Origin of the sequence: Roseivirga seohaensis subsp. aquiponti, from assembly GCF_001267955.1 — a bacterium.
GTDB classification, from domain to species: Bacteria; Bacteroidota; Bacteroidia; order Cytophagales; family Cyclobacteriaceae; genus Roseivirga; species Roseivirga seohaensis.
In genome coordinates this window covers 1-15952 of the sequence record NZ_JSVA01000019.1, presented here as the reverse complement: position 1 = coordinate 15952, position 15952 = coordinate 1, and the positions used below count along the sequence as shown (strand labels likewise).

At 39.0% G+C, this 15952-nt stretch carries 14 protein-coding genes and 1 pseudogene; 7 read left to right on the top strand and 8 right to left on the bottom strand.

The features are described 5' to 3' along the window. Nucleotides 1-41: 41 nt before the first annotated feature. Nucleotides 42-839 (top strand): endonuclease/exonuclease/phosphatase family protein, encoded by a 798-nt coding sequence (locus OB69_RS16295; RefSeq protein WP_053224822.1) that lies wholly within the window; start codon nt 42-44, stop codon nt 837-839. On the opposite strand, the gene OB69_RS16290 is transcribed toward OB69_RS16295, so the two are convergent. Beyond that, nucleotides 836-1579, bottom strand: coding sequence for a sulfite exporter TauE/SafE family protein (locus OB69_RS16290; RefSeq protein ID WP_053224821.1), 744 nt, complete (start codon nt 1577-1579; stop codon nt 836-838). The two genes, OB69_RS16295 and OB69_RS16290, sit on opposite strands and share 4 nt — an antisense overlap. Before the next feature lie 19 nt (nt 1580-1598). Next, complete coding sequence (locus OB69_RS16285) at nt 1599-2855, bottom strand: aspartate kinase (protein ID WP_053224834.1); 1257 nt, start codon at nt 2853-2855, stop codon at nt 1599-1601. A gap of 74 nt (nt 2856-2929) precedes the next feature. Between OB69_RS16285 and fbp the strand changes: the two genes are divergently transcribed. Continuing rightward, nucleotides 2930-3925 carry a class 1 fructose-bisphosphatase gene (gene fbp, locus OB69_RS16280; protein ID WP_053224820.1) on the top strand — a complete coding sequence of 332 codons (996 nt, stop codon included), beginning with the start codon at nt 2930-2932 and terminating at the stop codon, nt 3923-3925. A gap of 322 nt (nt 3926-4247) precedes the next feature. Here fbp and OB69_RS16275 read toward each other — a convergent pair whose 3' ends face one another. After that, nucleotides 4248-4574, bottom strand: a complete 327-nt coding sequence (locus OB69_RS16275; RefSeq protein ID WP_053224819.1) for a hypothetical protein — start codon at nt 4572-4574, stop codon at nt 4248-4250. A 161-nt stretch (nt 4575-4735) separates the two neighbouring features. Between OB69_RS16275 and OB69_RS16270 the strand changes: the two genes are divergently transcribed. Continuing rightward, nucleotides 4736-5926, top strand: a complete 1191-nt coding sequence (locus OB69_RS16270; RefSeq protein WP_053224818.1) for a hypothetical protein — start codon at nt 4736-4738, stop codon at nt 5924-5926. A 51-nt stretch (nt 5927-5977) separates the two neighbouring features. On the opposite strand, the gene OB69_RS16265 is transcribed toward OB69_RS16270, so the two are convergent. Next, nucleotides 5978-6415 (bottom strand): DUF5606 family protein, encoded by a 438-nt coding sequence (locus OB69_RS16265; protein ID WP_053224817.1) that lies wholly within the window; start codon nt 6413-6415, stop codon nt 5978-5980. A gap of 63 nt (nt 6416-6478) precedes the next feature. Beyond that, complete coding sequence (yihA, locus tag OB69_RS16260) at nt 6479-7069, bottom strand: ribosome biogenesis GTP-binding protein YihA/YsxC (protein WP_053224816.1); 591 nt, start codon at nt 7067-7069, stop codon at nt 6479-6481. A gap of 245 nt (nt 7070-7314) precedes the next feature. On the opposite strand from yihA, the gene OB69_RS16255 reads away from it, so the two are divergent. Next, nucleotides 7315-7743 (top strand): FKBP-type peptidyl-prolyl cis-trans isomerase, encoded by a 429-nt coding sequence (locus tag OB69_RS16255; protein WP_053224815.1) that lies wholly within the window; start codon nt 7315-7317, stop codon nt 7741-7743. Nucleotides 7744-7925: 182 nt separating this feature from the next. Here the strand turns inward: OB69_RS16255 and OB69_RS16250 are convergent, their stop codons facing one another. The 3 genes from OB69_RS16250 to OB69_RS16240 form a co-directional block, all read right to left on the bottom strand. Further along, a complete protein-coding gene (locus OB69_RS16250) occupies nt 7926-8357 on the bottom strand; it encodes a DUF3995 domain-containing protein (protein ID WP_053224814.1) in 432 nt (143 codons plus the stop codon). A 79-nt stretch (nt 8358-8436) separates the two neighbouring features. Next, a complete protein-coding gene (locus OB69_RS16245) occupies nt 8437-9243 on the bottom strand; it encodes a 3'-5' exonuclease (protein WP_053224813.1) in 807 nt (268 codons plus the stop codon). A gap of 24 nt (nt 9244-9267) precedes the next feature. Continuing rightward, nucleotides 9268-10638, bottom strand: a complete 1371-nt coding sequence (locus OB69_RS16240; protein ID WP_053224812.1) for a UDP-N-acetylmuramate--L-alanine ligase — start codon at nt 10636-10638, stop codon at nt 9268-9270. A 161-nt stretch (nt 10639-10799) separates the two neighbouring features. Here OB69_RS16240 and dnaB point away from each other — a divergent pair, with 161 nt between their 5' ends. The 3 genes and pseudogenes from dnaB to OB69_RS16225 form a co-directional block, all read left to right on the top strand. Then, complete coding sequence (dnaB, locus tag OB69_RS16235; RefSeq protein ID WP_053224811.1) at nt 10800-12371, top strand: replicative DNA helicase; 1572 nt, start codon at nt 10800-10802, stop codon at nt 12369-12371. A 47-nt stretch (nt 12372-12418) separates the two neighbouring features. Then, nucleotides 12419-13420, top strand: coding sequence for a zinc-binding dehydrogenase (locus tag OB69_RS16230; RefSeq protein WP_053224810.1), 1002 nt, complete (start codon nt 12419-12421; stop codon nt 13418-13420). Between the two features lie 219 nt (nt 13421-13639). Continuing rightward, nucleotides 13640-15952: pseudogene (locus OB69_RS16225) on the top strand (hypothetical protein); the annotation flags it as partial.

Sequence of the window (15952 nt, the reverse complement as noted above, 5' to 3'; positions counted from 1 at the left end):
TAGCGTAAAGCCATGCTTAAAATCATCAACCAGAATTCACTATGAACTACTTTCGAAGTCTTAGATTTCTATTCGTCACGCTTTTTTTAGGAAGTCAGCTTTCGGCACAAGCGCCAGACTCTTCTAGAATTGTAAGGGTATTGACCTACAATATCTTGCATGGAAAAACGCTCAAAGGCGACTTTGATTTAGATTTAATTGCTTCGGTGATTAGTAAAGAAAAATCTGATTTGGTGGCTCTTCAAGAAGTTGATTTCAAAACCAACCGCTCTAAAAAATACGATTTGGTGACCGAGTTAGGTATTCGCACCAACATGTCGCCACTTTTTGCTCGAGCCATGTATTATGACGGAGGGGAGTATGGAGAAGGTATTCTTTCAAATTTCACTTTCCTAACAACAAAAAATCATCCATTGCCTTATACCGAAGGAAAGGAACCAAGAGCCGCTGCAGAAGTGAATGTAGTGATCAAAAGTGGTGACACCATTCGTTTTGTGGGCACACACTTAGACCATGAAGCGGACGGCCATAACCGATATATTCAAGCCGAAGAATTGAATAAGGTATTGAAAAGGGATAATGTGCCAACCATATTGGTAGGCGATTTAAACGAAACGCCTGAAAACAGGGTCATGCAACTGCTTTTTAAAGATTGGGAGCGGTCATTTGCCGATAATGCATTTACTTTCCCTTCAGATAAACCTACTAAGAAGATTGATTATGTGCTTTTTCGACCTGCCCACAGGTGGAGGGTTTTAGAGAAACGCGTCATTGATGAACGTGTAGCTTCTGACCATAGACCCGTTTTGGTGGTGCTGGAGTTACTCCCTGATCATTAACTAAAATAAATCATGATGGCGCCAACAGCTGTCATTACCAGAATAAACTGCCTAAAAAGTTTATCGTTGACTTTTTTGAGAAGCTTTACCCCGATAAAAAGACCTAAAAGAATGGCGGGTATAACTACTAAATTTATCTTGAGGGTTTCCCAAGTAATGGTACCCCAACTAAAAACATGAAAGGGCATTTTAAAAAGGTTGATGATCAAAAATAGCCATGCAGTAGTGCCAATAAAGGCATCTTTAGGCAAGCGCATAGCTAAGAAAAAGATATTCGAGAACGAGCCTGCTAAATTACCAACCATGGTGGTAAAGCCTGCCGTTAGCCCCATTAAGCCAGCAAAACTAATGTGCTGAGGTACAGCTTTAGATTTTCGCCTGTCCCACCAAAACATAACAACCACTGAAATAAAAATAACAATGGCCATGCTTTTTCTAAAGGAATCTTCGTCCATGCTGTTGCCCACATAAGTGCCGAAAATGACCCCCAACATCATAAAGGGTAGAAGCCTAAAAAGGTATTTCCATTGCGCATGACGGTTGTAGTAGATTACAGCAAATATGTCGCCTACAAGTAACATAGGAAGTAAAATGCCAGTGGAGGCTTTGGCGTCAAAAACAAACGCCATTAAGGCCACAATGATAATGCTAATGCCCTTGATGCCTGATTTGGATAAACCCAAAACAAAAGCAGCGGCCAAAACTACTGACCAATCGATAAATGTTAAGTCTGAAAACACAAGTTCATTTAGTTGGTCACTATTTATATACTACTTGAAAGTTGTTCCTACTGCGTTGTTCTATAATAATTTGTTTGCCTTTAATAAGATTATCAATAGTGGACTGGTTGTAGTTTTTTACCGTAATCATTTCTAGACCTTCATTATAATAAATCAAGAAATCGTCTTTTAAGGCCATTCTTAACTGCTCTCTTTTTACAGGATTATCGTCCATACAAATGGTAAATGATATGGCTGAATTTTGCATCAAATTAATCGTAAGATGATTTCTGTTGATATGCTCAAAAATCAAATGAATATGCTGCTCGTTGATGAAAGAGAAGTCACTTATTTTAAACGAAATAACGGTCTGTTTTCCTTTGTGAATAATGGCAGGAGCCAAATTCGGAATCACGCATTCGTTAATAAGTGTGCCATTGGCTTCAGGGTGCTCAAACGACTTTACATACAAGGGAATGCCTTTTTGAGCTAAGGGTTTTATGGTTTTAGGGTGAATTACCGAAGCACCATAATAAGTCATTTCAGCAGCTTCTTTGTAAGGCAACTGATCGAATAGCACTGTGTCATCAAATTTTTTCGGGTCGGCATTGAGTACTCCTGGCACATCTTTCCAAATGGTTACCGATTTGGCATTCAAAGAAGTGGCGAAGATTGCTGCACTAAAATCACTTCCTTCCCTTCCAAGGGTGGTGGTGTTGAACTTAGCATTCGAACCAATAAAACCTTGTGTAAGCACTACGCTTCTATCTGCATATTGCGACACTTGCGAACGAATGATGTTTTGCGTGGCGCCCCAATCTACAAGGGCTTGTCGGTGAATGTTATCGGTTTTCACCATTTTCCGGGCATCTAGCCAAGTGGTTTTAATTTGGCGGGTATTTAAATATGCCGCTACAATTCGGGTGGATAAAATTTCACCATAAGACACGGTTTGATCATAAATAAAATCGTAGCCCATTGAAGAGCTGAATCTATCCAATTCGTGATGAATCGATTCGAAGTCAGTATTTATTTCTTGATTTAGTTGTTGATTCCCGGCCAAACCGAGGTCAGAAATAATTCCAAAGTGAAAATCTTTTACGTACTGAAGTGCTTCCTTATAGTCTTCTTCATCGATTAATTTTTGGAGAATATTCTCGAAGGCGTTAGTCATTTTGCCCATGGCAGAGACGATAACCACTAATTGATCGGAAATATTCGCCTCAATTATGGAGGTCATATTTTTTACCGAATCGGCATCTTTTACAGATGCACCTCCAAACTTAAATACTTTCAATGCTCGTGAGTTATTTTTGTTAATTTCGCGCTGCAAGTTATCAACGTTTTCTGAGATTAAAATTATAGTTGCACATGTCTAAAGCTGAAAATTCACGTATCGCACTTCCAATAGGTTCAAATTTGGATCGGTTCATCATGAAAAACCAAGAAGCATTTCCGTTTGCTTCAGGAGAGTTATCTCAATTGATTAGAGATTTGGCTTATGCAGGTAAGGTGGTGAACAGAGAAATTAATCGTGCTGGTTTGGCCGATATCACTGGGGCTTATGGTGCAGAGAATGTTCAAGGCGAAGCACAACAAAATTTAGATGTGGCGGCAAATATTCGTTTTACCCGTGCTTTGCAAAAGGGTGGGGAAGTAGCGGCCATTATTTCAGAAGAAAATGAAGATATTATTGACCTGAAGACCCCAAACGCAAAGTATATTATTGCCATGGATCCGCTGGATGGTTCTTCAAACATTGATGTAAACGTTTCTGTGGGTACTATTTTTTCCATTTACAGAAGAGTTTCGCCAGTAGGAAGCCCCGTAACGATGGAAGATGTTTTGCAGCCAGGTACGGCTCAGGTTGCAGCAGGATACATTCTGTACGGTTCATCTACCATGTTTGTGTATACCACAGGCAAGGGAGTAAACGGTTTTACATATGAGCCTTCTTTGGGTGAATATTTATTGTCGCATCAAGACATGAAAATGCCAAAAGATGGAACGATTTATTCGGTGAATGAAGGTGGTTCTAAAAGTTTTCCGCAGTCGGTAACTGATTATATTGATAAGTGTAAAGACAGAGGGTACTCTGCTCGCTACATAGGATCTTTAGTGGCCGACTTTCACAGAAATTTATTGAAAGGTGGAATTTATATTTATCCTTCTACTGCTAAAGCCCCAAATGGTAAATTACGTTTAATGTATGAGTGTAACTGTTTGGCCATGATTGCAGAACAAGCTGGAGGTTTAGCTACTGATGGCAAACAGCGCATTATGGAAATCCAACCGACATCATTGCATCAAAGAGTACCGTTTTTTGTAGGTAGTAAGAATATGGTGGCGGAAGCTTCTGAGGGGTAGTTGTTATCTTCTTGTTTGACTAATCAGTATCTGTTTTTTAGATTATTCGTTCCTCAGGAAAGGAAAACGGGTTTGGGTTTTAGACTTCAAATCAATGATTTGTGTTGCTGAAAAGGATGCTTACAGCATGACTTAACTTTGGAATTTGTGCTTAAAAGATCATTGCTGGTATTGTCTTAGATCCTTCGTACTTTAGGAAAAGAAGAACAGAAAACGGGCTACGGCAGGCTCAATGAGTGGAAAAGGTTAATATTAATTTTGGCTGTCTAATCTCGAATTTTTATTTTCTAATACCTAATACCTAATACCTAATACCTGATAACTACCTCCCCGAGTACTTTTTCCTTGTTTCTACTTTTTGTAATTCTCTATCCCAAATCATTTGAGCAACGGTTTGAGCGGGGTGGTTAGATTCGGCCAAGGCCAGTTTTAGTTTCTCTTCCGAAACATCAATTCGATAAAGGCTATTAAGGAGGCGGTTGAAGTCGTGCGCCATCAGGTGTTCTACGAGCTTTAGTAGAAAATTAAAAGCTTTATCTTCAGTCATTTCTTCACCTTGCTCTAACTTCCAATTTTTCGAGTCTACTTGAAAGTCCTTGCTGATGAGGGCAAGGCCAGTTTGTATATCTTCTTGATTAATTAGAGCCATAAAGTTTAAATATGATCTAAAGTAAAAGGCATTTGATTTAGAACTCAAATCAATGTCAAATTAATTTTTAACCACTTATAAAAGATAGATGCAACATGGTTGCATTTGATAAACGACTTATTACTTTTGCATCATTGTTGCATTTATGTCAATTTAAACAAATGATGAAAAAAGTATTTTTGTATTCTGTTTTACTTGCTTTCGCACTTAGTGCTTGTGAAAGCGATGATGAAAACCTTCCAGAACAATCAAAGGAGGGACAATTTGTTAGGTTAATGGTGTCAGATAAGGATAATCCTGATTACTATTTTGTAAACCCTAGTAAATCCACAGTTGAAACCCACTCAGGTCAATTTGCGAATGGTAGTTTATATAGTAGCCCGAGCGGAAGGTTCGTTTCTGTTATTAATACAGCAGATAATCTGGCTACTTTTTTTGATAGTGGTATTGAGGGGCATGATGACCACGCACATATAAAAGGTACTCCTAAATGGGCTTTAAGTAAAGCAACAGCGGTTAGACCAGTACATTACTATGGCCGTGGCGATAACATGTTGGTTTTCAATGATGGAGAAGGGACTATCTCACATTTTAAAGAAAGCACACTACATACAGAGGCAAGTGCTAGGGTTTTCAATGTTGGTGTTGCTCATCATGGTGCACCAGCCTTATTTAGTAATGGTACAATAGCAGTTACCGAGAAGGATGGAAGTGCTGCGGGTACTTTACCTGAGCGAGTGAAAATTGTTGATATGAATGGTGGATTGCTACATGCTTCTACAATTCAAACTGGCGGTATTCACGGTGAGGCTGGTAACGGAAGTTTAGTTCTGTTTGGTTCAACCGATGGAATATTAAAGGTGAGTCAAGATGGAAGTCAGGTGCTTATTCCAAACCTTTCTTCTTTTGGTTCTAACTGGATAGGCTCAATTCAATATGGAGTAGAGAGTGATCAGTTTATAGGTTTTAAATCCAAATATGGATTGTATAAAATCGATGTTAATACCAATACAATGAGTGTGATTGAAGAGAGCGCTAATTTATTAGGCGTAAACTTTGATTGGGAAGGTCATGATTTGATTGTATTGTATATTGACGGAACAGTAAAAGTACTTGATGGGCATGATTTTGATGTGAAGGCATCGAAAAAACTGAATATCACTTTACCAGAAACAGGTGCTCCAGCTTTTGTTGCTAGTGAAGATTTTATTTACATAACAGATGCTGCAAACAATAAAATTAGCATGTTTAAAAAGAGTAATCTAGAACTTGTGAGCGACATTACTTTACCTGGTATGCCTAGTAAAATAGCTTTAACGGGGAGTCTTGCTGGAGATGATCATGATCATTAAAAGGCAATGTTTTGAAATAATAAATGCCGGTGTTGAGCCGGCATTTACTTTTTAGTTTTCTTCTTTTTCTTCTTCTTTTTCAGTTTCTGGCTCTATTTCAAAAACCTCTGGGTGATCTTTGGCCAAAAGATTATACCAAGTTACCAGTTTCTTGATGTCAGATACATACACCCTGCTTTCATCGTAATCGGGCAAAATGTGTTGTAAAAAAGCCTTCAATTCATCGGGGTCAGAGGTTTTGCTTAAGCCCGTATCACCATCAAATTCAGCGTGGATTTTCCTCATTACATCGACCAAAGGAGTAGCGCCTTCTTCGGTATGAGTGTAAATAGAAATCTCACTTAGAATGGACACTTGAGCATCGGCTCCTACTACTACCTTCTTTTTCTGAGCGTCTAGCGACTCCAGAATTATCCCCGTTCTTCCTGGCTTTGCAATTCTAAACAAACCACCTTTTCCAGTTACTGCGGCAATTTCTTCAAACTTCATATTTACGTTTTATACATTAAGTGCCTCTGGGTAAATTTCCCATTGGCTTTGATTAAATAAAAATTATGTTGTGAGTACTGCGTGAATATACTCGGCAATTTCTTCACGACCCAAACCTGTTTCAGACGAACTTACGAACATCACCGGCAATTCTTCCCAAGTTTGCTTCATAACCTTTCTAAAGCGAGCTATACTTTGCTGGGTTTTGTTCATCGACTGTTTATCGGCTTTGGTAAAAATAAGACCCAATGGGATTCCTGATTCGCCCAACCATGTTACAAACTCGATGTCTATTTTTTGAGGCTCCAATCGGCTATCAATCAGTACAAATACCATTTGTAGGTTTTCTCTTTCCAACAGGTATTTCTCAATCATAATACTCCAAGCCACTCGGTTAGATTTACTGGTTTTGGCATATCCATAACCAGGTAAATCGACCAAGTACCACTGATCGTCCACAATAAAATGATTGATCAGCTGTGTTTTGCCAGGTCGGCCAGAAGTTTTTGCCAAGTTCTTCTTTTGTGTAAGCATATTAATGAGGGACGATTTGCCCACATTTGAACGGCCAATAAATGCAAACTCAGGCTTATCTGGTTTTGGGCACAAATTGTGATCCGTATTGCTTATTACAAAACTCGCATTTTCAAACATGCTGCAAAGGTAAATAAGTACCGCGAACCTTTAAACCTTTCTTGGTTCTTATTTGCTAAGGCTTCTATTGGGTGTTTATCATTATTTTAAACGGTTATAACAATATCCAGCAGAGACAGTTCTACCTTAATACCCCTTAAAAACCAAGAGGTTGGCAGCTTTTACCGTTATCCTTGGGCATTGCGCTAAGGTTTTATAACTTTGCAACTTCTTGAAAATCAAGGAAAAATTTAAAAGAAAGAATTATGTCAAAAGCAAAGCAAGGCGATAACGTCAAAGTGCATTACACTGGAAGATTGAAAGATGGAACCGTATTCGATTCATCTGAAGGAAGAGAGCCATTAGGTTTTCAAGTGGGTGCGGGTCAAATGATCAAAGGATTTGACGCTGCCGTAGATGGGATGGAAAAAGGACAAAAAGTAACTGCTGAAATTCCTGCAGCAGAGGCTTATGGTGAAGTTAATCCTGATTTATATTTCGATGTGCCAAAAGCCAACTTACCTGAAGATTTAAAACCTGAAGTTGGGCAGCAACTTGCAATGTCGCAACCTAATGGCCAACAAGTGCCAGTAAAAGTGAAAGAAGTAAAAGAAGATGTAGTCGTTATTGATGCCAACCATGATTTGGCTGGAAAAGACTTGATCTTTGATATAGAATTGGTAGAAATTGCTTAAGCAATTTTAAACCTAAAGTTAAAACGGACTCGCCTTAAAGTGAGTCCGTTTTTTTATGTGATAAGCATGAGTTTCTCATGGTGTCAACCCTCCAAAAGTTTTCAAACAGACTTCTGATAAAGTTATTTACTAATGGGGATATATTTTTTAACAACTTTTGGAGGGCTTTCGAATAGTGAATGTTATTCCGCTAATAACTGAATAGCAAAGCCCGCAAAAGCCATAAACAAACACAGAGGAGAAAACAGCTTAGTATCCATTTTGGCAAAAGCAGTAGACTTGATTCTTTTAAAGAAACCTAGGTATTTAAAATCGCCTATTGCTCTGAGCAAAAAGATCGAAGGGATAATCCAGCCTCCATAAGCGGTAAGCCAATTAGGCATTTCTATCGCTGTAAATACTGCTTGAAACAAATAAAAAGTCCCAAAAGCAGATAATCCTAAACCTACAATCAGGCTATCTGATTTTTTAGGGTTCAGTACTCTTTTACCTGTTTCGTTGGTCGGTAAGGCTGCCTCAAAACCCCACTTTCCACCCAACACCCAATTGAAATGGATGAAGCCAAGTACAATTAAAGTGATGAACAATAGGAGGGAGAGGATGGTAGAAAGCATTGATTAACTTTTGTATACAAAACCAAAAAGGGTACCGATTTCTATCTAGGTACTATCTACTAAATACTAAAATCTAATGTCACCCCATTTTAAAGCCCTTGAGCTTAATTTGAGTCAGTTTACGTTTGGTATCGAGAGGAAAATCTCCTTGCATCATCCAGTCGTAATAGCCTCGCTCTTTTTCGAGCACTTCGGTTACAGGCTTGCCCTTGTGTTTGCCAAAGTTGAAGACCTCTACGCCTTGGTCGTTGAACACAAAACGTCCACCTAAATCAACCATATTGGAGCCTACCAGCTGATGTAATGAAGCCATGTCGTTTTCAATTTTTGCGATAACATTGCCGCCAATGTCTTCCACAGGCTGACCATTATACTTATCGAGTTGAGCTTTGAGCACTTCGTAAGTAGCTTCTGTATCGGCCATAGCGCCATGTGCACCTTCTAATTCTTTATTACAATAGAACTGATAAGCGGCCGAAAGCGTCCTTTTTTCCATCATAAAGAAGATTTTTTGGGCATCAACAAGTTTTCTGTTGCCTACTTCAAAATCTACCCCAGCCCTTAAAAATTCTTCCACCAAAAGCGGAATATCAAATCGCACATGATTAAAACCCGCTAAATCGGCTCCTTCTAAAAATTTAGCAATGCTTTTGGCCAAGGTTTTAAAAGTGGGTTTGTCATTCACATCTTCATCGCGAATTCCGTGAATCATGGCCGACTCTTCAGGAATTGGAATGGTAGGGTTGATCAAATGATGCATTTTTACCACCTCGCCATTGGGCATTACTTTGAGTATGGCCAATTCTACGATTCTGTCTTGGGCAATGTTGATACCTGTCGTTTCCAGATCGAAAAACGCCAATGGGTTTTTTAGGTTTAATTCCATGATTTCCTGTTTATGCAGGTGCTTTTAAAGAATATGTTGCTTAAGTGCTTGTAAGTTAAGGCCTCCAAAATTACCAGAACTCATAAGAATCAGGTTTTTGTTGGTCCAGTTGTGCTGCATTAAGTGCTCATTCAATTTAGCACTGTCGTTGAATAAAATAATATCTTTTCTGTTGAAAGCCGTTCTAAGATCTTCTTCAGTTAATATTTCGAGTCCTTTTTGCTTTACCGCTTCTGGATTAATGAAGATAATCGCTTCATCAGGGTCGTTAAACGTGTTTTTATATTGTTCAATAAAGTCTTTGTTTAAGCTGCTAAAGGTGTGCAGCTCTAAACATGCCACCAAGAAACGGTTAGGAAACTGATGTTTAACGGCAGAGGTTGTAGCCAAAAGTTTGGAAGGAGCATGGGCAAAGTCGGTATAAATTGTAGAAGCTTCATTTTTTCCTAGAATTTCCATCCTTTTACCCGCACCGCTAAAGGATGCGATGGCTTTATAAAACTGCTCGTCAGTTACATCTATTTGTTTAAGTAAAGCTTGTGCTCCACTAAGGTTTTGCATATTGTGGTAGCCGAAAATTTCGATTTTAATTTCGTCATTAGGCAATTTTAAATAGGTAACACCATCTTTCACCACATGGTCGTGCGCTTTGTAAGGAATCGTTGTTACGCCTGGTCTTTCTTTTCCGCCAATAACCTTCGTGGCTAAATCGTCTTCTTGACAGTAAATTAATGTACTGCCTTTTGCAGAAGAGTCGGCCAGTAATTCAAATTGGCTTATGTAATTTTCTATTGTTGGAAAAACATTGTAGTGGTCCCAGGCAATCCCCGAAACGGTAACAATATCATGCTTATAATGAAAGAATTTAGGTCTTGGGTCTAAAGGCGAAGTCAAGTATTCATCGCCTTCAATAACTATAATAGGAGCGTCCGATAGCTTTACCTGTTCATCAAACCCGTTGATTCTGGCGCCTACCATATAGTCGAAGTCACGTCCAACATCTTGTAAAACGTGCATCACCATGGCGGTCATGCTGGTTTTGCCGTGACTTCCTGCAATCACCAAACGTTTTTTGTTCTTAGAAGCTTCGTAAATGTATTCAGGAAAAGAGAGCACTTTAAGGCCGAGTTCTTGCGCTTTTAGTAACTCTGGGTTGTTTGCCTTGGCGTGCATTCCTAAAATCACAAAATCCAAATCGCTGTTAATTTTGCTGGCATCCCAACCTTCATTTTCGGGTAATAAGCCAGACTCTTTCAGTTTCGATTTAGAAGGCTCATGAAAATGATCGTCAGATCCACTTACATGATGCCCGGCTTTGGCCAAACAGATGGCTAGGCTGTGCATGATGCTTCCGCCAATGGCAATGAAATGGATACGTTGGGAGTTTTTAGTCATGAGATCAAAAGGGTTGAATGTTCAAAATTAAGACAAAAAGGACGCTCGACAAATAAAGTAAAATTATCTAGAACCTAAGGTGTATAACAAGGTGTAAAAAATGTGGGTAAGTACCTGTTGTATTCTTTGTCGAACACAGGAATTTGCTCTAGGTTTGAAGAATGGAAAAAGGAAAGTCTGCAGCACTGCGTTTGGGTTACAAATCTAGAAACAATCTAGGTGACGAACTGAGCCAATTGGGAAAGTTACCACCCCAAGCTACCGACCTTGAAGAGGCCATTTTGGGTGCCTTGATGTTGGAAAAGGATGCTTTGACCAACGTAATTGATATTCTTAGGCCAGAATCTTTTTATAAAGAAGCCCACAAGGTAATCTATCAGGCCATTTATGACCTTTTTCAGGCTTCTGAACCCATCGATATTCTTACCGTAACCAGCCAGTTAAGGAAAGAAGGTAAAATAGAAATGATTGGTGGGCCGTATTACATTACCCAGCTTACCAACCGTGTAAGTTCTGCGGCCAATATTGAATACCATTCAAGAATTGTAGTTGAACAATCTATTAAGCGAGAGTTGATTCGTATTTCTTCTGAAATTCAGCGCGAAGCTTTTGAAGATACTACTGATGTTTTTAAGCTGCTCGATAAAATGGAGCAGTCGCTGTTCGAAGTTTCTGAAACCAATATTCGTAAAGAATATCAGAAAATGAAGGACATTATGACGACTGCTCTTGAAGAAATTCATGCCCGTAGAAATCATAAAGATGGCCTCACAGGAATTCCTTCTGGTTTCACGAGTTTAGATAGGGTAACCTCTGGCTGGCAGAAATCTGATTTAGTAATTATTGCAGCAAGGCCCGCGATGGGTAAAACTGCTTTTGTGGTTTCTGCCCTGAGAAATGCAGCGGTAGACCATGGACACGCAGTGGCTATTTTCTCTCTTGAAATGTCATCGGTGCAGTTGGTCAATCGTTTGATTTCTGGCGAAGCCGAACTCGAAGGTGAGAAGATTAAGAAAGGTAATTTGGCCGAGCACGAATGGGCACAGCTCGTTCATAAAACAGCGAATCTAACAAAAGCCCCCATTTTTATAGATGACACCCCTGCGCTTTCCATTCTTGAATTAAGGGCGAAGTGTAGGAGGTTAAAACAACAGCACGACATTCAACTGGTGGTAATTGATTACCTCCAGCTGATGTCTGGCGATTCATCTAAAAGCGGAGGCGGAGGAGGTAACCGTGAACAAGAAATTGCTTCTATTTCGCGAGCTCTAAAAAATATAGCCAAAGAATTGAATGTGCCTGTAATTGCACTTTCACAGTTGAGTAGGGCAGTAGAAACCCGTGGTGGTGATAAGCGTCCTCAACTTTCAGATTTGAGGGAATCGGGTTCTATTGAGCAGGATGCCGATATGGTAATGTTCCTTTACCGACCAGAATACTACGGTATTACGCAAGACGAAAACGGAATGCCAACCCAAGGTGTGGGTGAAGTGATTATTTCTAAGCACAGAAACGGTTCTTTAGAAAACGTACAACTCAAATTTATTGGTAAGTACACCAAGTTTACCGACTTGGACGTGACTGGTTTTGGTGGAGGTTACGGAAGTTCATTACCAGGTTCTGGTGCGGCTAGTTTTGAATCTGGCGGTGGCGGAGCTATGACCTTCCAAAGTAAAGCTAATGGCAATGACAGTCCTGCTTTGCCTCCAAGTGGAGAAGACGCTCCTTTTTAAGGCGTTCTCATAGGTTCCTATAATAGAAAACATAAGCCTAAAAACTCATGAAAGCACTTGTATTAGTAGATCATCCAGAAAACAAAATTCAATTGTTAGAAGTGGAAAAACCTAGCCCTGCCGAAGGAAAGGTTTTGATTAAGCTAAAGGCAGCTGCTTTAAACAGGCGTGATCAATGGATAAGGGAAGGGAAATACCCAAATATTCAGATGAACACGATTTTAGGTTCTGATGGCGCTGGAATTGTAGAAGAAGTTGGGGCTGGTGTTTCATCTGATTTAATAGGGAATGAAGTTATCATCAACCCAAATATTGATTGGGGAGAAAACCCAAAAGTACAGTCGAAGGCATACCACATATTAGGAATGCCGACTAATGGCACTTTCGCTGAATATGTGGAAGTAGAGGCTTCAAAGATTCATCAAAAACCAGCGCATTTAAGTTGGGAAGAAGCGGCTTCTATTCCTTTGGGGGGACTTACCGCTTTTAGGGCTGTGTTTACCCAAGGTCAGGTGGCCGCTGGTCAAAATGTATTGATTTCTGGTGCTGGTGGGGGTGTAGCGCAATTTACCATGTTATGCGCTTTGGCGGCTCAAGCCAATGTATATGTTACTTCTGGAAGTGCAGATAAGCTTGAAACCTGTATTCGATTAGGTGCCAAATCTGGATTCAATTATAAAACCGAAGATTGGCAGAAGGAGGCACTTCAAGCTTCAGGTGGTTTCGATGTGGTGATTGATAGCGCGGGCGGAGATCAGATCAACGACTTTATTAAAATGATGAAGCCTTCTGGCAGAATTGTTTTTTATGGCGCTACCAACGGCACTCCACAAAAACTGGACATGTTCCGCATGTTCTGGAATCAAATCACCTTGCAAGGTTCCACCATGGGCAACGACCAAGAATTTGAGCAGATGATTGCCTTTATCAATAAACATAAAATCAAGCCTATTTTAGATTCAGTCCGCCCGTTTTCAGAAATTATTTCTGCTTTCGATGCCATGAAAGAAGGAGGGACTTTTGGGAAGTTGGTGATTCGGATTGGTTAGAGTACCGAGTTTCAACTCAAAGGTGTAATCTAACTAAATTTAGAATAACTTTTCTTGATCAAATGAATAGGTTTAACCTCTTCAAGCAGTTGAAGAGTTGCTGTCCTGTTTCTTTGTGATTTTTTTTATTATTTATTTAGATATTCTAAAGCTATTAATTGAATAAAAATTATCTTTATTCGATTTTACCAAAATTATACACTCCTGTCAATCGGTTATATGGCTAATCTATTTCACTCAATGAAGCATTCTGTGCTTCTAATTGTTTTCTTGCTGTCTACTCAAAACATTTGTGCTCAAAATTTAGACTGGGTAACAGAATTAAAAACTCCCGATGATTCTTATTCGGGAATCAACTTATCTATTTCTGATGGAGCTGGAGGAGTTTACTTCTTGACAGGAGCAGCATACCCAACAACACTAGTGTCGCCTAGCACTTCAATTAACTTAGCTTTTGATGAAGTTAATAACAATGGAGCTAATATAGTTAGGCTTGATGCTTCGGGAGAGATGGTCTTTCAAGTTAATATTGGTATTGAGCAAACAGAGAACAATGGTTATTTCAGCACACAAGGCTTGACAGTAGATGATAATGGAAATCTATATGTAGGTGGATATGTAGCCCGTTCTACTACAATTAGTGTGGGGGATGTTAGTATACCAATTGCCCAAAACCTAGATGAAAGAAAATATGGTTTGATTCTTAAATTTAGTAATACTGGATCGCTGCTCAATTATAAACTGTTTAATGTCAATAAAGATTTTTATCATAGATTCTTTTCAATGGATTTTTATGATGGTAATCTTTATGTTCTTTATGCTCTAATAGATTCAGCAGTTGAAGGAAATGGAGGTGGAGATGAGTACCTTTTTACTCATCATATAACCGTTTACGACCTTAGCTGGAACCCCGTAAAGAGTAAATCGTTCAGTGGTAAATCGAGAAATACTGGCTCATCTGGAGATCCTAGAAGGCAATTTATGATGTCAGGAATCAAAGTATTTGATAATGAGCAAGTTTACCTTTCAGGAGTAATTCAAAACGGACAAGGAAGTGATTTAGATGAAAGTATTGTGACTGATAATCCTGCGATGGTAAGTTCAGTTATCAAGTTAGATGAAAATCTCAATTTTGAATGGTTTAGAGGGATTCAAGGGTATAACACTTCTCCTTATACAACTGGAATTGCATTCCTTGATAATGGTGATGTAGTACTGAATTCTTTTATCTATTCATATAATGGATTTCCTACTAGTTTAATTGGAAATGGTATAGACGAAATAATCCTACCTCATCAATTTCAAAATTCAACCAGACAGGTTTTCTTGACAAGTGAGGGGGGATATAAATTCCAAACCGTGTTTGAGGGCTCTCTTATCTTCAGTGATTTGGTGTGGAGTGATTCTGAAGGTATTTATTTCCCATTTACCGGAAATGACGTTAAATCGTTGAAATTCATTGACCAAGATAGCGAGGTTGAAATATATCCGAAATATGCCTCTGGTGGCTCTGAATATCATACGGGTTATTTGAAAATTTCAAAGGAAGGTAAATACCAATCTCATAATTTATATGACATTCTTGGAACAAACGCTCAAATTTCTAGCCAGATACTTTATCCAGGATTAGGATGCGATTCATTTTTCTATATTGGAGGGTACACTGGGAATGGTACTATCTTGGATCTTGATTTCGATGAAAACGTTTCAACTGAAATTCAAAATTTGAATAATACTTATGACTTCTTCGTTGCATCATACTCAAACCAAAAAGCTGAACTAACCGTTGATCAGCAGTCCATCACTCAAGATGGTAATGAAATCACTATACCAATTTCATTTAGCGATGAGTCTATATCAGACCTTGTTTTTGAAGTTACATCATCTAATGAGTCTATATTGAATACTGATGATGTTGTGCTCAACTTGAGAGCCGAGCAGCCAAATATAGTTGTTCATCGAGCAGAAGGAGCCAATGGGAGTGCAGATATCCAAATAAAACTAATTGATTCCTGTGGGGAAGAAACTAGTGCCACTGCAGCGATTAATCTTAATGAGATTAACAACATACCCATATTTGAATCTGTACCAGTTACGGTAGTTGATCAAAATAATTACTACGAATACCTAGTCGAGGTAAGTGATCCTGATGGAGACAGAGTAAGTCTCAGTATAGAAGGAAAACCCGATTGGATGACTATCTCAACCCAAGGTGGTTATGTAGTCTCTACCTTGGCAGGATCAGGAGATAACAGTACTGTTGACGGTATAGGGCAAGAAGCTTCATTTTCATTTCTAACCAGATTAAGTATTGATAACAATGGGGACTTGTATTTAGGAGAACTTGGTTCAAAAACCATAAGAAAGGTATCTCCAAATGGGAATGTAACTACCCTATCTGTTGTGTCTGACGGCACCCGAATAAATGGTACTTTATCAGAGTCATCTTTTGGAGAGCCGAATAAGATTCTTATTGATGATTCAAGTGGAATCAAGTATGTTTTGGATGGATCTATTATAAGAAAAATTGAT